Genomic DNA, 20,440 nt, shown 5'->3' with positions numbered 1-20,440 from the left:
AATTTTTTCCACCTGTATTTGGGCCATTCTAACATTGTATGGGATTTAAATTTGTCTGTCAATCAACACTTGATCCTGAATCCGTTTCATGCCTTCTTTAATGGCCCTGGCTCTAACCTCGCCAATCCCGTCCACTTCATCCAATTGATGGATTGTTGCAGCGATAATATTTGGCAGATGACGGAATCTCTCCACCAGATTATGAATAATAACCATCGGCAGCCGGGGAATTTTATGCAACAGCCTGTAACCCCGCGGCTGGATGGATTCCTCTGTCACTGAAGCGGTATACGGGTAGCCGAGCAGACGAATAATGTGATGAATATCAAGCAGCTCCTCGGAGCTGATTTTTTTCAGGGCTGCACGAATTTCTTTAATTTTATCATCATGGTTATCCTTGGAGTAATCCTTGAGAAGGAACCATGCATCCTCTTCAACGCCGCCTACCAGCTCTTCCATCTGCATGCTGATCAAGCGGCCCTCAGTACCCAGCTCATTAACATAACGGTTAATTTCCGTTTTGATTCGAAGCACCATTTCGACACGTTGAATAACATTGGCGACTTCCTGCAGCGTAACCAGCTCTTCGAATTCAGAGGCGGACAAATTCGTGAAGCTTTGACTGAGCACCGCCTTGTATTTCTCCAGCGTCTGGATCGCCTGATTCGCCTTGGTCAAAATGACACCGATCTCTTTAAGCGAATATCTCATGTTGCCCTGGTACAATGTAATGATATTTCTTCTCTGGGAAATGGAAACGACGAGCTTGCCCGTTTGCTTGGCAACCCGTTCAGCGGTCCGGTGTCTGATTCCGGTCTCAATAGATGGAATCGTACTGTTTGGAATCAGCTGCGTATTTGCGAACAGAATACGCCTGAAATCCTCGCTCAATATAATCGCGCCATCCATCTTGGCCAGCTCATACAAATAGTTCGGCGAAAAATCGCAATTGATGGAGAACCCCCCATCAACGAGTTCCATCACTTCCGGACTGTACCCGACCACGATCAGCGCACCCGTCTTCGCCCGAAGCACATTTTCCAGGCCTTCCCGAAAGGCTGTCCCGGGTGCAACCAATGGCAGCAGCTGGTTCATAATCTCCTGTTGGTTCAATTCTTTCACGATTTTGGTCCCCCCTTCTAGCTGAGTGCTGCTGCAAGCGCCTCGGAAACCGTGCTCACACCAACGATTTGAATTCCTGACGGAGGCTTCCAGCCCTTGAGACTGTTCTCCGGCATAATGACACGCTTGAAGCCAAGCTTCTCTGCTTCCTTCACCCGCTGCTCGGCTCTGGACACTGCCCTTACCTCGCCGGTCAGTCCCACCTCGCCGAAGATGACATCATAAGGCTTGGTTGGCACATCGCGAAAGCTTGATGCCAGACTGACTGCCGCGGCCAAGTCAACCGCAGGCTCATCCAGCTTGACCCCGCCTGCCACATTTAGGTAAGCGTCCTGATTTTGCAAAAACATCCCCATTCGTTTTTCCAGTACCGCAATAATAAGCGCCATCCGGTGATGGTCTATTCCTGTGCTCATACGGCGGGGCGAAGGGAAATTGGTCGTTGCAACCAGCGCCTGAAGTTCGACAAGCACCGGTCTTGTGCCTTCCATGCTGGCGACAACCGTAGAGCCCGATACTCCAAGCGGACGCTCGGAAAGAAAAAGCTCCGAAGGATTCGTAACTTCCCGGAGTCCGCCCTCCATCATCTCGAAAATCCCGATCTCATTCGTAGAACCAAACCGGTTCTTCACAGCCCTGAGCAGACGGTAGGAATGATGCCGCTCGCCTTCAAAGTACAATACGCAGTCCACCATATGCTCAAGCAGCCGCGGCCCTGCAATTGCCCCTTCCTTGGTCACGTGGCCGACCAGCACGGTAGCAATCCCCTTTACTTTGGCAATGCGCATAAAGTGCGCCGTACATTCCCTTACTTGGGCCACACTGCCCGGGGCAGACGGTACAGAAGGTTCATAAACCGTCTGAATGGAGTCAATGACCAGCAGGTCAGGGGAAATGGAGCTGATCGCCTCGTCAATCAGCTCCAGGTTCGTCTCGCACAGAACATAGAGTGTCTCTGAGAGAGCCCCCAGACGGTCTGCACGAAGGCGTGTCTGCCGTACCGACTCCTCGCCGGAAATATACAACACAGTCAGCCCTTGGGCTGCCAGCGCATGGGAAGTCTGCAGCAGCAGCGTCGACTTGCCGATACCAGGATCACCACCGACAAGAATCAGCGAGCCCGGGACGACACCTCCGCCCAGCACGCGATTCAGCTCGCCAAGGCGTGTTTCGATTCTCGGCTCCTGCCCGCCTTCTATATTTATGATTGGACGCGGCTTTTCTTTCGTCCCGAGAAGAGAAGATTTTACGCCTTGGGTACGTACGGAAGTCTCCTTCTCCTCCACCATCGTATTCCAGGAGCCGCACCCCGGGCATTTGCCCAGCCATTTAGGCGATTCGGTGCCACACTCCGTACAGCAAAACTTTATTTTTATTTTAGCCATCAGAGGCTCCTTTTAACTGTGGATTTTGTTGCTCATGCTGTTCAGGCAAGCGCAACGTAAAGGCGCTTCCCTGCTTCTCCCGGCTGGTTAGATAAAGCGATCCGCCCAGCAGCCTGGCCAGTTGCAGACTAATTGACAAGCCCAGGCCTGTGCCGCCGTAATTCCGGTTAATTGCTCCATTCGCCTGCCGGAATGCTTCGAAAATAATCTCCTGCTTATCCTGCGGAATGCCGATTCCCGTATCTTTTACCGTAAATACCACATAAGCGTTGCCTTGCTCGCGGGTTCGTTCGACGAGAAGCGTAACACTGCCCTCTTCCGTGAACTTGAATGCGTTCATCAGCAGATTGCGCAATATCTGATTCATTCTTAGCGCATCCGTCTCAAGCATATCCGGAACATCCGGCCGGATCTCCAGCTTGAAGCTAAGCCGTTTGGCGGCTGGAACCGGAGCAAGCTGGTCATACAGCAATTGCATCGTTTCCACAAGCGGTACGTGCTCCAGATGAATATCCATCTTCCCGGCCTCGACTTTGGACAAATCAAGAATGTCATTGATCAGCGCCAATAGCTCATTCCCAGCAGAATAAATAATGTCAGCGTAACGGCTCTCTTCTTTGGCAGCGCTGCTCTGCTCGTCCTCCGGTACTTCACTCCGCTCCCTGATCATCTGCGAGAGCAGAATAATACTATTAAGAGGCGTTTTCAGCTCATGTGACATATTGGCAAGAAACTCTGATTTGTACCGGGAGCCCTTCAATATCTCGTTCGCCTTGGCCTCCAGATCCCGCTTGGCTCTGTGAAGCTTCTTCGCCTGCCGTCTCAGCAGTATATTCATCTGATGCAGATCAGCCATCCGCTGCTGCTCCAAATAAAAATCACGGACAATAAATACAAACATCGCAGTAAGCAAAAGCCCGAGCGGATAGGTAATCCATGCAATATGCAGCAAATACGCCCAAAAAGGAATGACTCCGAAAATGCCAATATTCAAAATATTTAGTGTATTCAACACCAAAATGGCAATCAAAGCTTTCGTCCGGAAGTTAAAATTGGAGCCTTCAAAATAATAAACCAGCACCGCAGCTGCTGCTCCAAGCAGCGTCATATTAATCAGCCCTGCAAAGGCCGCTTCATTTACGCCGAAAGCCAGCCGGGCCAGTCCGATTCCACTGCCTATGACCACAAGCAATAGAGGTCTGCGGTAGACAAGAGCCGCAATAATAACGGGTATGAACCGCAGATCGAACAATACATCCTCGGTAAGCTGAAGACCAAAGAACATCGTCATCCAGCCTGCCAATATGAATACAACTACCGAAGCGATCATCCGGTTTCGTGTCGAAGTCCGGTAAAATAAATACTTGTAAATCAGATTAAGCAAATAGCCGAAAGTAATGAGCAAACTAATATGCACAAAGAACACTTTGGAGAACTCCATAACGTTCCTTTCCCGTTCTATAAGACCATCAGGCATCTGCAGGAGATGACTTATAGTTTGTATGGGAGCCTTCAATATATATGGACGAGAAAGAATAAGCATCAGGCTCAGCCCGTTTCAATTTTCTTTTTATTCTTTGTGACCGGCTGGAATGGACAATCGGCAAAGCATGCTATTCACTGCCAGACACCCGGGCAATTTCTTCTCTTTCCTTATATCGGCTCCATTGCACGTTTTGTTCAATGAAAACAGCCTTGCACCGCTTATATTTTTATCATGCTTGCAACAGCTTACTTGTCTGCTGATGCTTTCCTTCTATTGTACACTAATCCATCCAATGCATTCCAGCAACGGTCGGCAAAATTGAGTCTTTGGGCACATATTCCCATCATGAGCCAGTCATTCACGCATGAACGGTGTGCAGACAAAATCCAGTTCTTCTACGCACTTCCGGAAGGCTTATTTATAGCGCTTCATCCATTCAAACAGGACAACACAGCAGCTTTCCATGGTCTACGGCGGTTCTTCCCCTCATAAATTGGGGTAGAATTAGAAATGAGGTGACAGACACTTGTTCACACGCATCAATAAGCTCCAAATTGAGCTGCCTTCTTCCACGTACCCGGACGCTAACGCTGCTGCTGCCACTCAAGAGCTGATGGGGGGCCGGTTCGGAGAAATGTCCACCCTGAACAATTATTTATTCCAGTCCTTTAACTTTAGGGGAAAGAGCAAACTCAAGCCTTTCTATGATCTGGTGGCAAGCATTACAGCCGAGGAATTCGGGCACGTTGAGCTTGTCGGGACATCAATCAACCTGATCCTGACGGGGACGACACGTCCGGGCAAACCGGATTCGACCCCTTTAAATGAAGGGCTGGACAAACGAAATTCCTATTTTTTTATTCAAACTGCTCAGACCTCTCTGGCTGGTGACTCTATGGGGCAACCCTGGCGTGGTGACTATGTATTCAATAGCGGCAACCTGATCCTGGATTTGCTGCATAACTTTTTTCTTGAGTGCGGAGCAAGAACGCATAAAATGAGAGTCTATGAAATGACCAATCATCCTGTCGCCAGGGAAACCATCGGATACTTGCTGGTGCGCGGCGGGGTCCATGTGCTTGCCTATGCAAAAGCGCTGGAGATTGCCACCGGTGTGGATATGACCAAACTGATTCCAATACCAAACTTGAGCAACCGCAGCTTCGATGCGGCCAGAAAATTTGAAAATATGGGGCTGGGCAACAAACTGTTTACCTTCAGCACGGACGATTACCGGGATATCAATCAAATCTGGAAAGGCACCCACCCGGAGACCGGTCAAGATTTGGAGGTGATTATCGGTACACCTGAAGGAGGGCCCGTGCCGAATTTAAAAGAGCTGCCCGAAGAATTTGCGCCCGGCATTTCGGCTGAGGATTACATTGAAATTGTGAAACGGCTGCAACGGGGCGCGGGGCTTAAGCCTGATTAATATTTCACTTCTGGGGTAATACTTTGTTAATTATTTGTTAGCAAAAACAATAATGTTCTCATGCGCCCTTTATAACAAGCTAAATGATCTGCTGTATAGTAAGCTTAAAGAAATGGAGGTGACGCGTGATGGTTAAAATGATCACGTTCAAAAACAAGTCAATTCCGGTCTATCTGGCCTACGATCATTCGGAATATCTGGAGATGCTGAACGCAAAGCTCGGGGAGATGTCGCTGCAATTCGACTTCTACAAGAAGTGGAAACGAATTAAATCTGTGGAGTTAATTCGCGACGTTGCCATTTTGAAGTATACAGACGGAACAAAGCTGTATCTTGAAGTTTCCTGACCGTCAGTTTATCCACAGTCCGGCACATGCGCCTGTGTCTGCCAGGTTCGCGTCATCCCACAGGGACCCGAATCCGCCATTCAAACAAGCGTTGCTTCTCATACCAATGAAAAAGCTCACTTCCCAAGGGCCGGATGCTTCCGGTACGCCGCCCTTTAGGAAAGTGAGCTTTTTTGAACAGCTTCTAGACTTCTGGGAGCATATATTTATAACCGACTCCCCATACGGTACGAATGAACTGCGGGTCCTTGGCGTTGCGCTCAATCTTTCTGCGCAAATTCACGATGTGCACATCAATCGCTCTGTCGGTGACGAAGGATTCATCTCCACGAATCGCATTGATCAAATCCTCGCGGCTGAACACCCTCCCTGGCTGGGAGACGAACATGCGCAGCAGCTCAAATTCAGAGAAGGTCGTTTCCACACGTTCCCCGCGTACCTCCACCGTCCGCTTTTGCGGGTCCATGACAACTTCCGCGGCCGGCGGCAAACTTGAGGCGGTGGCACCTTCATCCGGGATGAAGGTTGTCCGCTCTGCCGAAAGTGTTTTGGACCGTCGAATCATCGCATAGATACGCGCCGTCAGTTCATGCATGCTAAAAGGCTTGCACAAATAATCATCAGCCCCTGCTTTTAGCGCCTCTACACGCTCGGAAACTTCCGTTTTCATGGATACAACCATAATCGGCACATCAGAACGCCTGCGCATTTCTGTACATAGCCGCACGCCGTCCCAATCAGGAAGCATAAGATCCAGGAGGATAATATCGGGTGCGTACACGGCAAGCAGCCTTAGGCCTTCAATGCCCGTATGCGCCTGCTGAACGAGATACCCCTCCTCCTGCAAATACATTGAAAGCATGTCCCCCATGATAGGATCATCTTCAATAATTAATATTTTGTGCATTCTACATCCCCCTGACAAAAGAGGCTGACAAAAGCTTTATTGGAACTCAGACGACATCAACACATGCATTAGATGATCCTGCTAGTTTATATTACTATATGCGGCGAAGCGTCACAATAAACCGTTAGTAATCTGTTAGGAGGACTATTGCCGCAAAAATTATGAACTTTAAAAATAGGCCGCAGCCGTTCTTTACAAAACGGTGCAGCCTATCCGGACAATGATCATTCATTTTTTCCAAGTGTAAAATTTCCTGAACCGATCTCAGCCCTTAGCGGCACAGCGCCATCTCCATAGCTTGCTTTCAGCAAGCCATCTTCTTGCGACATATCATTATAGCCGCTCCATTTCAGATTGGAATTGCCCCATCCGATAGACGCCTCCACACTAAGTGATACCGGCTGCTCACTCAAATTAACATCGATATTTCCGCTGCCCGTTTCGAGCTCGGTGCTGCCAGCAAGACGGTCCGCGGCGATAACAATATTTCCACTGCCCATGTTTATCCGGGTTCTCTTCAACTCCGTGCCCTCTACCCTGATATTACCTGATCCATTGCTGCCGTCCAGCTCATTTGCCGTAACTCCATAAAGCTTGGCGTTCCCGCTTCCAAGCCTGAATTGAAGCTCTTCAGATTTCGCCTGCCCGATTTCCAGATTGCCTGAATCTACGTCCAGTTTGATATACCTGGATTCCACACGGTCAATCCGTACATTTCCGCCACCCGTTTCGACCTTGAACTCTTCCCAGAGGCGGGGTGGCAGAGTAATATTAATTGTGAGTGAAGTATAGTTAAAACCAATGCTAAAACTCGGATGATCAACATTAATTCCCAACTCGTCTCCTGAGCTTTCCACTTTAAGCTTGACCTTGCCGGTCATGCTTTTGCTCAGTTCACCGGTCATTTCTACTTGCGCTTCATCCGCTGAACCTTCTGTAATCCGGATATTCGCACTAGAAGGCGAAATGGATATTCTTTTTATCCCCTCCAGACTAGCCGTCTGCCGCTCCGACACATTATTCGTCTGAATGCCTTCCTGCAAGCCCCCTTGCTTGTAAGCAAGAAACAAACCTATTAGTCCGGCTGCAATGAGCAGCACCCCGACATATACCGATTTTCTCATCGCCTATTTCTCCTTTACCACGCGTACGACGCGAGTATTCCATTTCAAATATTTCATTGTCATTGACAATAAACCCTTGGTCAGTTTGGTCATGCCTACTCCAGCCAGCAAAGCCAATCCGGCAATTAGTGCACAAACGGATAATACGGCGGTCAATGGAAAGGTTTCGTTTATCGCCCAATCTGCCAGCAGCAAAACCGGGGTCGCCCACAGAACGACAACTACAACCCATAAACTAAATAAAATACCCATCAGGGCCAAATAAGGCCCCAACATAAAAATCAGATTAAAAAAGCCCAGACTCACCGCTGAAAATACAGCTCGCGATACCCGTACAGGGCTCTGTTTAGTTTCAGCCTGATGAACCCTGTAGCCCAGCAGCAGCTCCTTGGCAATTACCCGCGGATCTCCAAGTTCATGGGCAATTTGCTCTTCAGGCTGCCCGTTCTCCATTGCCATCTGAAAATGAAGCTCGTAATCAAGCAGCAATTCCTGTCTTTGTTCAGACGGAATGACATGGAGCAGATGATTCAATTCGCCAAGATATTGGTCTTTGATCGTCATGGTCGCAATCCTTCCTCAATAATTTCATTCACAGCTTCCGTAAACACATTCCACTCGTCAATCAGCCCGCGCATATAATGCCAGCCAGGCTCTGTCAGCCGGTAATACTTGCGCGGCGGTCCCTCCTTGGATTCCTGCAGATACGTCGAAAACAGGCCTTCCTGAGTCAGACGGTTAAGCAGCGGATACACACTCCCGACAGCCACCTCAAACTTCTCGGATATCATGACTGCAAGCTCATACCCGTACCTGTCCTCACGGGAGGCCAGCACAAGCACACAAATTTCCAGAACGCCCTTTTTAAACTGAACATTCATTGCTGTAATTCTCCCTATTATTTATTGTCAACTATTCAACATTGATGAATAGCTGGTAATGACGGTATAATCCTGATTTCAAATATTTCCTCTATACTATAACACTTACTATTCAACATTACAATATAGCTATTGTTTTTGAATGCTATTCCTGCCAAATGGTTACACTTTCTATAAACATCCAGAAGCAGGTGACTTCACATGGGCATTTTCCGTAAAGCAATGATGGGAGTTATCAAAAGCCTTACCCCCCAGGCAACACAGCAGCCCAAGGTATCCCGTACACCTCTAAAATCCAGCCTTGAGGAGGTCCTGTATGAAATCCAGCACAGGCTTGGCCATAGTAACGATGTCATTGTCCGCCGTCTCAGTCTGGATGCCTCATCCGACCCGGATATCGCCCTGATCTATACAGAAGGACTTGCGAACACCAAAGATATCCTCGTTTCCCTGCTGGTAGACCTGCAAAAGATTCATCCCGAAATCAGTCGGTATCCGAAGGATCAGCAGCTTCAGCTCTTAAAAAACAGCATTCTGCGTACGGGTGATATTCACGATATTACAAATTATGAGTCGCTTATTTCCGCACTGCTTTCCGGCGATACGATCATCCTGTTAAACGGCTGTACGCAGGCAATCGGCGCCTGCACAAGAGACTGGCAGGACCGCGGCATTAATGAGCCCGCTTCCCAGACCGTCATTCGCGGGCCGCGTGAGGGGTTCACCGAGACACTGCGTACCAATACTATGCTGATCCGCCGTAAAATCAAGGATGAGAACCTATGGCTTGAAACGATGCCCATTGGCAGAAAGACAAGGACGGATGTCTCCATCATGTATTTGAAAGGAACAGCCGATGAGGAACTGGTGAACGAGGTGCGCAGCCGTCTGAAGCGCATTGATATGGAAGCGGTGCTGGAGAGCGCCTATATTGAAGAAATGATTCAGGATGACAGTCTCACCCCGTTCCCGACGATTTATAATACGGAACGGCCGGATGTCGCGGCTGCCGGGCTGCTGGAAGGCCGTGTGGTCATTCTGGTTGACGGCACCCCGTTTGTATTACTGGCCCCTGCTCTCTTCACCCACTTTATTCAGACTGCTGAAGATTACTACCAGCGTGCGGACATTAGCAGCTTGCTCAGATTGCTGCGGTATATCAGCCTGTTTATAGCAACGCTTGCTCCCGCAGCCTATATCGCAGCCACTACCTTTCATCAGGAGATGATTCCGACTACCCTGCTCATCCGAGTGGCAGCCCAGCATGAAGGCATCCCTTTTCCCGCATTTATTGAAGCTCTTATTATGGAGATCATCTTTGAGATTCTGCGGGAAGCCGGCGTACGAATGCCCCGGGCAATCGGGCAGGCAGTGTCTATCGTCGGCGCGCTCGTAATCGGACAAGCAGCAGTCGAAGCCGGATTGGTAGGAACAGCCATGGTAATTATAGTTTCCTTGACTGCGATTTCCAATCTTGTCATTCCCTCCTTCAATATGGGGATTGCAATTCGGATGATCCGGTTTGTCCTGATGGCGCTTGCCGCCAGCTTCGGACTATTCGGCATTTTGATTGGACTTTTCGCGTTAACGCTCCATTTATGCAGCCTGCGTTCCTTCGGGGTCCCCTATATGGCACCGCTCGCCCCTTACATCAGGCAGGATCAGAAGGACAATCTGATCCGGCTGCCGCATTGGGCGCTGACCGTCAAGCAGCGGCTGATCCGTCAGCGCGGTACAGTAGATAAACAGCAGCCCAATGAGAATTAAAAACGAATGAAAGGAAGTGGCGAGGCAGCCATGCGGCATCTTGTAAAATTGACCGTTACATTCATGGCTCTGCTGCTGCTGACCGGGTGCTGGAGCCGCAAGGAACTGAATGAGCTTTCGATCGCCTCTGCACTCGGCATTGACAAGCACGGTGACAAATATACGCTATCCGTTCAAATTGTGAACCCTTCGGTCATTACAACGGTTACAGGCAATAACGGCATTGCTTTGCCCGTCGTGACCCGGGACATCACTTCAACCGAAACACTGTTTGCCGCGCTGCGGGAGGTCACCCGAATCGCATCACGCAAAGTGTATGCCTCCCATATTCAGATGCTGGTTATTGGAGAAGAACTTGCCAGAGAAGGCATCGCGCCGGCACTCGACTTTCTGTCCAGAGACCATGCGATGAGGACGGACTTTTTCATTATCGTCGCCAAGCAAACGACTGCAGAAAATATTTTAAAAATATTGACACCGCTTGATAATATCCCGTCCGATCATTTGCATTCCTCTTTGATAGCAGCGGAGAAAAACTGGGGCGGAACAACCCAGATCAACCTCCATGACCTGATTTATGATTTGCTAAGCCCTGGAGCGGATCCCGTACTTGCCGCCTTGAGAATCAAAGGGGATACCCGTGCTGGAGCTCTCAAATCAAATACCGCAAGGATTACACCCGCTGCCCTGCTGTCTTACGAAGGGCTGGGGGCGTTTGACAATGACCGGCTGGTAAGCTGGTATACTCCACAAGAAACGAAAGCTTACAATTTTCTAAAAGGAAAAATTAAAAGTGTTCCGGTCAGTATGTCATGCCCGGGCGGCGGCAAGGCGACAATCGAAATCTTCCGAAGCGGACGCAAAATGAAAGGAAGCATCGTGGACGGGCAGCCGCAGGCTTCTGTACATATTAAGGCCGAAGCAAATGTAGCCGATCTGGAATGCGAACGTCCGCTGAGCAACCTTGCTGCCATGAAGGACATGGAGCAGGCGGCCGCCCAAAATATTGAGGCCTTCATCAAGGCTGCCATCCATAAGTCACAGCAGCTTAAAACAGATTCTTTTGGTTTTGGCGATATGATTTACCGTTCCCGGCCAAAACAGTGGAAGAAGATTTCGAAGGAATGGAAATCCGTCTACTTCCCAAAGCTCAAGGTCGATGTAGTGGCTAATATCAAGATTGGGGGGACCGGCAGCGTGACCGATTCGTTCCTGCCCAAGATGAAGGAGAAATAAATTCTAATGTGGCTTGTTGTCGTCATTTTGTTTACAGCGGTTATTATCTGGTATGAAGCGCCCGCCTTGCTCAAGCACGGACAGTTCAGAGAACTGGCTTTCTTTGGCATTCTGATGCTGATTGCATTTGCCCTGACTGCTGCCCAGAGTCTCAAGGTAAAAATGTCCAATCCGCTGGATGCGATCGTCGCGCTATACAGCCCCCTAAGCCGTATTATTTCTGCCTTTACAGGTTCTTGAGGGAGAGTGAAGAAATGCAAATGGAAAAAGGGAAAATCAGCTTGTATCAATTCAAGGTGCTCGTAGTCCTGTTCAGTCTTGGCAGTTCCATCCTTATTGTTCCCTCGGCACTGGCCTCTGTTTCCAGGCAGGACGGCTGGATCTCTTCGCTGTTTGGTGTGGCTTGCGGACTGCTGCTGGTCTGGTTGTATGCTTCGCTAGCACAGCGCTTTCCGGACAAGACACTCATTGAATTTTCCATTCTCATTCTGGGGAAAGGTCTGGGTCATGTTGTCGCCTTTCTTTATTTCAGTTTTTTCCTGCTGATAGCCTCTCTTGTGCTGTGCACCATCGGCGACTTTATTTCCAGCATGACCCTCCCTGAAACTCCGATCGAGGCCATTCATATCGTTTTTATGCTAATTATTGTGATGGGTATCAAGCTCGGGCTGGAGGTTGTAGGCCGTGCTTCGGAAATCTTTATTCCCTGGGTGCTTGTGATGCTCGGATTTATGCTGGTTGCTGTGCTCCCGCTCATCGATATGAGCCGGACAGCTCCGTTTCTGGAAAACAGCATCAGACAAATTGCAGGAGGCAGTATTACAATCTTGGGCATTCCTTACCTGGAACTTGTTATTTTCCTGATGATCCTGCCGGCAGTCAGTAACAGAAGCAAGGCTACCAAAGGCTTTCTCAACGCGGCTCTGTTCAGCGGCTTGATTCTTACTGCCATTACCCTATTGTGCATTCTCGTGCTTGGTCACGATTTTACAGCCCGCCATTCTTTCCCCAGCTATACGCTGGCCAAGCAAATACATATCGGGGATTTCTTTCAGCGGGTCGAAATCGTTATGGCCGTTATCTGGTTTGTGACGATTTTTTTCAAGCTCATGATTAGCTTTTATGCCGCTATCCTTGGCTTCGGACAATTGTTCCGGTTAAAGTCCCACCGCTCACTTGTGACTCCATTTGCCATGATTGTATTTGTGATCTCTCTGCTCGTTTTTCCGAATGTGATCTATTTTAAAGATTTCTCTGCTCACACTTGGCCTCCATTTGCCAGTACGTTCGGCCTGCTGCTGCCTGTTCTGCTCGCCGTGGTAGCTGCTATTCGAAAATTATGACAGGCTATGGTATGCTTCAAATAGAATGCTTATTATAAGGAGGATCATGCCATTATGAGCAACTATGCTGTTCACAAGCTGGAAAATACATTTACAATTTATCAATTGACTGAAGCAGATACCCGCTCTTCGGTAAGCATCTGCCCGGAACGTGGAGCAATCGCTATACAGCTGGCACTTGGCGGCAAGGAGCTGTTCTATCTGGATCAGGCTACTTTCATTGATCCTGAGGCCAACATCCGCGGAGGCAATCCGATCCTGTTCCCGATCTGCGGTCAATTAACAGACGGCCAATATGAATGGGAGGGCCAAACCTATGCGATGAAAAACCATGGTGTTGCCCGGACTAATCCTTGGGAGGTCGTATCCACCAGCACCGATAGCGCAGCCAGCTTGACTGTCCTTCTCCGCAGCGATGCAGCGACACTAGTTTCTTACCCATTCGAATTCGAGCTGGAGTTCACTTATATTCTTCAAGGCGGCAAGCTCCGTCTGGAACAGAAATACCGCAATCTGTCCGGCAAACCGATGCCGGTCTATGCCGGATTTCACCCGTACTTTGCAACTTCCAACAAGGAACTCGTCTATGAAACGGATGCGACGGCTTACTTGGATTACAATGATATGGAAGTCAAAAAAATCGGCCATGCAATTGATCTGAGCGGAAAGGTAGAATCCCTGACGCTGCTGGATGCCCGCAAGCCGGAAATCGCCTTCTCCATTGCAGAGGATACCCGCGTCAAACTATCCTACAGCGACGTATTCAAATATGTGGTGCTGTGGTCAGTAGAGGGTAAGCCATTCGTATGTGTCGAACCATGGATGGCTAAAACACATGAGCTGAACCACAAGGAGGAGCTTCCGCTTATCGAAGCCGGAACCACGCTGGAAGCGTGGATGGAGATCGCTTCCGAGTAATAACTGGATGCTGTTCAATTCGGGAAACGAGAGGTACCAAGTAAATCGGTATACTTAAAAATGCAAAAAGTGTATCCCCGCCAGCCAGAGAATGAATGGCTGCAGGGATACACTTTTTTATGGAGCCAAATCCGCTTGTAATTGGCTGTTCACATGGAAGAAGTCGTGTCACGGCTTTTGGCAGCAGGCTTGCTCCCAAATAATTCAATCAGACTGGCAGGCTTAGCAGCGGCATAGTAGCCGGAGCTTTCGTCCGGCGCCAAAATAATGCCGAGCTGGTGATGTTCCCCGGCAAACCGGGCACGCTGCAAAAATTTGCTATGTCCCTCATGATTGATGACCTCCAGCTTGCAGAAGGCGGAATTCGTATGCATCGCCTGATGGAACACCTCTGGAGTCAGTGTTCTATAACCGTTGACCTTATGTACAATTTCTCCAGGCGCAATCCCGAGCGCCTCTGCCGGCGAACCCGGCACGACCGCGAGCACTCGAAGTCCCTGGTCATTATGCACATAATATGGACTCCGCTTCTGCTCACCAGCCGAGCTTATCCAGCCAATTGCCTCATGCAGCAGCAGGGCACAGAGCGCTGCAACCAGTGTCAGCGGCGGCCACCATGCGGCCGCTGCTGCAACAGCACCGAGAAGGAGACTGTAATAGAGCAGAGCCTTTGCAGTCTGCCTGGCCCGCTGCTCCGGCAGCAGGGAGCGGGTCAGCTCACTGAATCCGATCACCATCGGAACGCCCAGCATCGTCCAACTGCCTGCCATAATATCTCCTCCCAGCAATGGGGCCCAAGGAAGCATGGCATCAGCGGCTGCGCCAGCCTGAGCCGGAACCAGCAGCAGCATCGGAATCGGCCAATACCCCTGAAGCTGGTAGCCGCCAATCAGCTTTCCGCGCTTGCCTGCCAGAAACAGCGGGTTGGCAAGCTCCCTGCCCTGAAGGCGTACAAGAAGCGCCTCCGCCAGATGCAGCAGAGCAATGATAATCAGCAAACCGGGAATTTCCAGCTTCTGCAGGGATGAAACAAATGGAGCTGCCATCTCTCCCAGCGCCTGTGGTTCGAACCATCCGGCGATCCAATGGAGGATGCCAATAATTCCAGCACTATAAGCAAAGCACAGGTAGCGGACCCGGAACAATGCGAGCACTCCCGCAACCGCCCACAGCCAATAGATGGTCTGCATCGTAACCGCCGCCCCGATTCCAAAGGAAAGAACGGATACACACGCGCCGGCAGCCAGGCCGAACAGCATAGAGCGAAGCAACAGCACAGGCCACACCTGCATGCGGACATGAAACAATTTGCGTTCTGTCCGGGTTTGCCTAAGGTAGTGCAGCACCATAAGCAGTACCGCGATGTAATAGAAAGGCTGGAGCAGCAGCCCTAATACTGCCGAACCTGCCTGCCGCAATATTTCAAAGGTCAGTTGCATCTGTTCACTCCTTATCTAAAACGTAAACAGGATCATAAATCCGGAATAAAACGCCCGTGGCTCCTCAGATTGAAAAAGAAGGCTGTACTGCCGCCCGTAATCAAGACAGCAACCAGCCTTCTAATCATTCGACGCATGCATACCAGAATCCTGCCGGTGTGCTAACGTCCTATTTTTTCCTTCACAGTCTCAACCGCCTGAATCAGTTGAACATCATTGTTCTCGTCACGCACAAATTGGACCAGCTGCTGCTCCAGCTTCTCGGCAGACGTTCTGTCCAGTTTGCCGGTAGCGGGCAGCCCTTGGCTGCTCTGGAACGACTTGAGAGCAGCTTCTGTATCGCCGCTGAAATAACCATCCTTGCGGTCCAGTTTGTAGCCCAGCCCGCCAAGCATAAGCTGCATGCTTCGCACCTCTTCACTGAGCATATCTTTGGTCAGCACCTTGGTCTTGGACAGGCGCGGAGCACTGTAATAGTCCGGCGGCAGAACCTCGACATCAGGGTTAATTCCCTTCTCATGAACCCAATTGCCGTCCGGCGTGAGCCATTTGGCAATGGTCATTTTCACCAGGCTTCCATCGCCAAGCACCTTATTGTAGCTGACCTGAACCGTGCCTTTGCCATAGCTGGTTTCACCGACGATGATTGCTCCCGCCCGCTCCTTGAGCGCGCCTGCAAGTACTTCAGAAGCACTGGCGCTGCCCTTGTTGATCAGAATGACAACAGGATATTTCCGGCCCGTTCCCTTGGACAAGGTCTGCTCTTTGGTGCCGCTCTTCTCTTCCACCTGTACAATCGGCTCCCCTTCAGGAACGAACGGCTGGGCAATAGAGACGACTACCGGGAGCACGCCGCCCGGATTATTGCGGACATCAATGATGAGCCCCTTCATCCCCTTCTTCTCAAGCTGCTCCAGCTCACTCAGGAAGCGTTCGCCGGTATGCATGGAGAATTGGCGTATCTCAATCTTGCCGATATTATCTTCAAGCATTTTGGCATAGACAGTCTCGACATCGATATCATCCCGTACCAAAACAAGTGATATTGGCTGGGATACGCCGCTGCGTCTAATTTGCAGTTTGGCTTTGGTCCCTTTTGGTCCGCGGATTTTGGCTACCGCTTCGTTAAGCTGCAACCCTTGAAGGCTTTCTCCGTTCACCGACAAGAGCACATCCTTCGGCATCAGGCCTGCACGCTCCGCCGGTGAATCTTTGATTGGCGACACAACAGTAATATCACCGTTATCTATCGTCACCTCCGCACCAATTCCGGTAAAGGAACCTTCGATAGATTCGGTGAACTGTTCAGCTGTTTCTTTTTCCATATAGGAGGAATAAGGATCGCCAAGAGCGGATATCATGCCGTTAATGGCGCCGTCGACCACTTTTCCCCGGTCTACAGCCTTGTAATATTTTGTTTCAATCAGAGACAACACTGCACCGATCTTGCTTTCCTCCTGCTTGGTCAACCCTTGCGGCTGTCCGGATGGCAATACGGCTGCCAGCCCGTTGCCGCTCCCCAGCCCTCCGAGGACCAACCGGTCTGCAAGCACCAGCGTCGCCAGTACAGACGCCACCATAGTAAGCAGAACAAAAACAAGCACTGTCCGGCCTTTGAAATTCATCGTTCTACACCCACCCTCACATCATACCGGTTTGTTTATCCATGCTAGTATATGACAAGCCATTGGGAATTATTTGTTGTTGGTTTCCGGCCGTTCCATCAGCTTCATTATAATGGTTTCGTCTGGGAATAGATAATCCATCAAAAGAAAAAACCTTACATAAACATAAGGTTTATAAAAAGACCACTAAGTTTAATATAGGGATGATTTTTATGTATAGTGAAGTTCAGAGAGGGCGTGAGCCCCCTCTATATCAAGGAGGCTCACGCCCGTCTGGTCATCGTGCAGGAAGAAATTTGAGGTGCAAATTCTATAATCATTCAAATCAGGGATCCAATTTAATTCATGTGTTACCGAATATAGCTCATCGGATTTTGCGGCTTCTCGTTCATCCTGACTTCGAAGTGAAGGTGAGGACCTGTGGAGTTGCCTGTGCTTCCGACCTCAGCGATTTTTTGTCCTCGTTTTACAGTTTGGCCCGCATCTACCTTGATACCCCCATTGCGGATATGCCCATAAAGTGTCCACATCCCGTTGCCATGGTCGATAATGACGGTATTGCCATACCCACTGGTAGCTTGGGCAACCAGAACAACGCCAGACTCAGCCGCATAAATTGCGGTTCCCTGCGGAGCGGCAAAATCGACGCCTGTATGCATCTTGCCCTTCTTGCCGGTAATCGGATGCGTACGCGGCCCGAACCCGGAGCTGATCCGGTATCCGTCGCCAATCGGACGCAGCAGTTTTCCTCCCGATTTGTAATGGGATTTCACACGGTTCCGCTGTTTCTCCAGATCCGCAGCCTTCTTGGCCAGCTTCATGATGAGTTCTTCCTGCTCCGCCGAGATATCCTCCAGCTCTTCCATCTGCTCGGAATAAGAGAGAATCATTTTTTCCTTCTCCTTTTCCTTGTCTACAAGCTGTGCATAGTAGACTTCCAGACGGCCGTACAAATCTTTGACCTCAGCAAGTTTCGTTTCGACTTCAGCTTTTTTGACCTCGATAAGCACCTTATCCTTCTTGTGCTCTTCAAGAATGGTCTTGTCCTGGGACAGGATGGATTGAATTGAATCAAAACGGTCGAGAAAATCGATGAAGCTGGTCGAACTGAGCAGCACATCCAGATAAGAAACGGAGCCGCTCGTATAGAGCAGCCGCACTCGGGATTTGAGTAGCTTGTCTCTGGCTTCAATACGCTTCTCCGCTTCCTGCAAGCTCTCTCCTGCTTCCAGCAGCTGGCCCTCTGTCACTTCCAAGCGGTCACGGACATTCTGCATGTTGTCTGTTGTCTGGTTAATCTGGCTCATAATTTTGGTGATGGACTGGGCCGTCTCTTCCTTCTTTTGCTCAACCGCCTTGTAGTCCTGTTGGGCTTGCAATTTGCTATTGGCAGCAGCTTTCATATCCTTCCGGACTTTATCCAGCTCCCGGTTAATCCGATCCACTTCAGAGGAGGCCGCCTGTCCGCCGGATGGCTGAATCAGAACAACCGCCATTATAAGAACCGTAAGAAGTGTTAATGCCTTCTTCACCAATATCTCACCTACACTTTCAGATACTTACGAACCGAAATTGTGCTTCCCCAGATTCCGATTAATGTACCGATCGCAAATAAAATTCCGGAAATCATCCAACCCGCATCCTGTATCGTCACAAGCTTGATCATCATTAGCCCCAGCTCAAACTGTGTCATTTGGACCAGCTGTTGATAGAGTACCAGCAAAATCGCAGCTGTAATGCTCGAACCGATAATACCGATCAATGCTCCTTCAATGAAGAATGGCCAGCGGATAAAATGGTTGGTCGCTCCGACCAGCTTCATAATGGCAATTTCACGCCGGCGTGCCAGAATCGTAACCTTGATTGTATTGGAAATAAGGAACATTGCCGTCAATGCCAGACCAGCCACAATAATCAGACCGATATTGCGCACTGCTGTCGTGAACTTGAACAGTGTCTCTACGGTGCCTTGTCCGTATTTGACATTCGTAATCGGAACGGTTGCGTCCGCCTCGTTAATCGCTTTGATTTTGTTTGCCACAAACGAGATTGTCTGCGGTTCGATTACTTCGACGGTAAAGGAATCCGGCAGCGGATTCGTCGTCTCATCGAAGCCTTCCAGCAGTTCTTTGCCGTCTTCGCCAAGACTTACTCTCAGCAGTTCCAGCCCGTCCGCCTTGGAGATAAATTGAACGGAACGCACTTCCGGCATATTGGCAATAGCATTATGCAGCTCTTCAATTTTGCTTTGCTCGACTCCGAGTTGCAGGTAAACCTTGACCTGCACCTGGCTCTCGATCTGGTTGGCGAGATTATTAACGTTGAGGGCGAGCAATAAAAACACACCCAAAATAAATAAAGAAATGACAATGGAACTAATCGAAGCAAAGGACATCCACCCGTTGCGGATAATATTCTTCGCCCCTTCTCTAAAGTGCCGGAGGATTGTGCTAAATCTCATAACCATACTCCCCTCTGGCTTCGTCACGGGCTATAATACCGTCCTCAATCGCAATAACCCGCTTGCGCAGCTTGTTCACGATATCCCGGTTATGTGTCGCCATGACGATCGTCGTTCCCCGGAAGTTAATTTCTTCAAGCAAGTTCATGATGTCCCATGATGTCTCAGGGTCCAGGTTGCCCGTAGGCTCATCCGCAATAATAACCGCCGGATTGTTGACAATTGCCCTTGCGATGCCGACGCGTTGCTGCTCACCGCCGGAGAGCTGCGCAGGCAGGCTGGCATGCTTGCCTTTGAGTCCGACGAGTTCCAGTACCTCCATCGTCCGCTTCCTAATCAGACGCCGGGGCGTCTCGATAACTTCCATGGCAAAAGCGACATTCTCATAAGCCGTCAGCTTCGGCAGCAAACGGAAATCCTGAAAGATAACGCCGATATTTCGTCGTACAAATGGGATTTTGCGGGGCTTCAGCTTGCCAATATTAAAGCCGTTCACGGAGATTTGGCCTTTGCTAGGGACCTCTTCTCTATAGATCAGCTTCATAAACGTCGATTTACCGGCCCCTGAGGGACCGACCAAATATACAAATTCATTTTTTTCTATGAGTACAGAGACGCCGCGCAGTGCGTGCGTGCCATTGGCATACGTCTTCCAAATATCTTGCATTTCGATCACATTATCACATCCTGTAGATTGTCAGCTTTATCTTCTTCGACAGGAAACACTCAATTCCTCTCAAAAATTTCTTATTCGACAATATTCTAATAATTTTAATTTTTGATCCGGACCCGCAATATTCGTTTTTTGTTAGCAAAAAAACCGGGACCACCGCATATCTATAGAATGATATCGCTTGGCAGGCTTAACGACTGGCAACTGCTTTTATCCGGCAGCGGCAGTGCCAGCCCTCCCTTTTGATAACGGAGAAGATGAACGGCTCATCGCTTAAGCAGACAGGCCTTGCCT

19 protein-coding genes are annotated in these 20,440 nt (G+C 49.6%); 7 read left to right on the top strand and 12 right to left on the bottom strand.

Annotation, left to right across the window (positions count from 1 at the left end):
* Positions 1-45: 45 nt before the first annotated feature.
* Genes disA through H583_RS0104615 form a run of 3 tightly spaced genes read right to left on the bottom strand, consistent with a single transcriptional unit; the run spans position 46 to position 3,948 of the window.
* Positions 46-1,095: a DNA integrity scanning diadenylate cyclase DisA gene (gene disA / locus H583_RS0104625; RefSeq protein WP_425414498.1), complete on the bottom strand. Its 1,050-nt coding sequence runs from the start codon at positions 1,093-1,095 to the stop codon at positions 46-48.
* A gap of 44 nt (positions 1,096-1,139) precedes the next feature.
* Positions 1,140-2,507, bottom strand: a complete 1,368-nt coding sequence (gene radA / locus H583_RS0104620; RefSeq protein ID WP_028559449.1) for a DNA repair protein RadA — start codon at positions 2,505-2,507, stop codon at positions 1,140-1,142.
* Positions 2,500-3,948 carry an ATP-binding protein gene (locus tag H583_RS0104615; RefSeq protein ID WP_028559448.1) on the bottom strand — a complete coding sequence of 483 codons (1,449 nt, stop codon included), beginning with the start codon at positions 3,946-3,948 and terminating at the stop codon, positions 2,500-2,502. Before H583_RS0104615 ends, radA begins: the two co-directional genes overlap by 8 nt.
* Positions 3,949-4,519: 571 nt before the next feature.
* On the opposite strand from H583_RS0104615, the gene H583_RS0104605 reads away from it, so the two are divergent.
* Positions 4,520-5,425 carry a manganese catalase family protein gene (locus H583_RS0104605; protein WP_028559446.1) on the top strand — a complete coding sequence of 302 codons (906 nt, stop codon included), beginning with the start codon at positions 4,520-4,522 and terminating at the stop codon, positions 5,423-5,425.
* A 128-nt stretch (positions 5,426-5,553) separates the two neighbouring features.
* Positions 5,554-5,772, top strand: coding sequence for a hypothetical protein (locus tag H583_RS0104600; protein ID WP_028559445.1), 219 nt, complete (start codon positions 5,554-5,556; stop codon positions 5,770-5,772).
* A gap of 184 nt (positions 5,773-5,956) precedes the next feature.
* On the opposite strand, the gene H583_RS0104595 is transcribed toward H583_RS0104600, so the two are convergent.
* The 4 genes from H583_RS0104595 to H583_RS0104580 form a co-directional block, all read right to left on the bottom strand.
* Complete coding sequence (locus H583_RS0104595; protein ID WP_028559444.1) at positions 5,957-6,679, bottom strand: response regulator transcription factor; 723 nt, start codon at positions 6,677-6,679, stop codon at positions 5,957-5,959.
* 224 nt (positions 6,680-6,903) lie between these two features.
* Positions 6,904-7,803 (bottom strand): DUF4097 family beta strand repeat-containing protein, encoded by a 900-nt coding sequence (locus H583_RS0104590; RefSeq protein ID WP_028559443.1) that lies wholly within the window; start codon positions 7,801-7,803, stop codon positions 6,904-6,906.
* A gap of 3 nt (positions 7,804-7,806) precedes the next feature.
* Positions 7,807-8,367 carry an HAAS signaling domain-containing protein gene (locus H583_RS0104585; protein WP_028559442.1) on the bottom strand — a complete coding sequence of 187 codons (561 nt, stop codon included), beginning with the start codon at positions 8,365-8,367 and terminating at the stop codon, positions 7,807-7,809.
* Positions 8,364-8,684, bottom strand: a complete 321-nt coding sequence (locus H583_RS0104580) for a PadR family transcriptional regulator (RefSeq protein ID WP_028559441.1) — start codon at positions 8,682-8,684, stop codon at positions 8,364-8,366. The genes H583_RS0104585 and H583_RS0104580 overlap by 4 nt, the downstream gene beginning before the upstream one ends.
* 201 nt (positions 8,685-8,885) lie before the next feature.
* Here H583_RS0104580 and H583_RS0104575 point away from each other — a divergent pair, with 201 nt between their 5' ends.
* From H583_RS0104575 to H583_RS0104555, 5 genes are read left to right on the top strand one after another with little or no spacing between them, the layout of a single operon-like run.
* A complete protein-coding gene (locus H583_RS0104575) occupies positions 8,886-10,451 on the top strand; it encodes a spore germination protein (protein WP_081666980.1) in 1,566 nt (521 codons plus the stop codon).
* A gap of 6 nt (positions 10,452-10,457) precedes the next feature.
* Positions 10,458-11,687 (top strand): Ger(x)C family spore germination protein, encoded by a 1,230-nt coding sequence (locus tag H583_RS0104570; RefSeq protein WP_051235985.1) that lies wholly within the window; start codon positions 10,458-10,460, stop codon positions 11,685-11,687.
* A 6-nt stretch (positions 11,688-11,693) separates the two neighbouring features.
* Positions 11,694-11,927, top strand: coding sequence for a hypothetical protein (locus tag H583_RS0104565; protein ID WP_028559438.1), 234 nt, complete (start codon positions 11,694-11,696; stop codon positions 11,925-11,927).
* Between the two features lie 14 nt (positions 11,928-11,941).
* Positions 11,942-13,030: a GerAB/ArcD/ProY family transporter gene (locus tag H583_RS0104560; RefSeq protein ID WP_028559437.1), complete on the top strand. Its 1,089-nt coding sequence runs from the start codon at positions 11,942-11,944 to the stop codon at positions 13,028-13,030.
* 54 nt (positions 13,031-13,084) lie between these two features.
* Complete coding sequence (locus tag H583_RS0104555) at positions 13,085-13,948, top strand: aldose epimerase family protein (RefSeq protein WP_028559436.1); 864 nt, start codon at positions 13,085-13,087, stop codon at positions 13,946-13,948.
* Positions 13,949-14,097: 149 nt separating this feature from the next.
* Here the strand turns inward: H583_RS0104555 and H583_RS31895 are convergent, their stop codons facing one another.
* The 5 genes from H583_RS31895 to ftsE all read right to left on the bottom strand — a co-directional run bounded on the left by H583_RS31895 (position 14,098) and on the right by ftsE (position 20,149).
* Positions 14,098-15,387, bottom strand: coding sequence for a PDZ domain-containing protein (locus H583_RS31895; RefSeq protein ID WP_036708468.1), 1,290 nt, complete (start codon positions 15,385-15,387; stop codon positions 14,098-14,100).
* Positions 15,388-15,548: 161 nt separating this feature from the next.
* Positions 15,549-17,012, bottom strand: a complete 1,464-nt coding sequence (locus tag H583_RS0104545; RefSeq protein ID WP_028559435.1) for a S41 family peptidase — start codon at positions 17,010-17,012, stop codon at positions 15,549-15,551.
* A 350-nt stretch (positions 17,013-17,362) separates the two neighbouring features.
* Positions 17,363-18,544: a murein hydrolase activator EnvC family protein gene (locus H583_RS0104540; protein WP_028559434.1), complete on the bottom strand. Its 1,182-nt coding sequence runs from the start codon at positions 18,542-18,544 to the stop codon at positions 17,363-17,365.
* 11 nt (positions 18,545-18,555) lie between these two features.
* Complete coding sequence (ftsX, locus tag H583_RS0104535) at positions 18,556-19,473, bottom strand: permease-like cell division protein FtsX (protein WP_028559433.1); 918 nt, start codon at positions 19,471-19,473, stop codon at positions 18,556-18,558.
* Positions 19,463-20,149, bottom strand: coding sequence for a cell division ATP-binding protein FtsE (ftsE, locus tag H583_RS0104530; protein ID WP_028559432.1), 687 nt, complete (start codon positions 20,147-20,149; stop codon positions 19,463-19,465). Before ftsE ends, ftsX begins: the two co-directional genes overlap by 11 nt.
* Positions 20,150-20,440: the final 291 nt, after the last annotated feature.

The sequence above is a fragment of the Paenibacillus pinihumi DSM 23905 = JCM 16419 genome (assembly GCF_000422505.1).
In the GTDB taxonomy this organism is placed as follows: Bacteria; Bacillota; Bacilli; order Paenibacillales; family Paenibacillaceae; genus Paenibacillus_D; species Paenibacillus_D pinihumi.
Note: the sequence above shows the minus strand (reverse complement) of the source record. Positions and strands in the feature narration are given on the sequence as shown.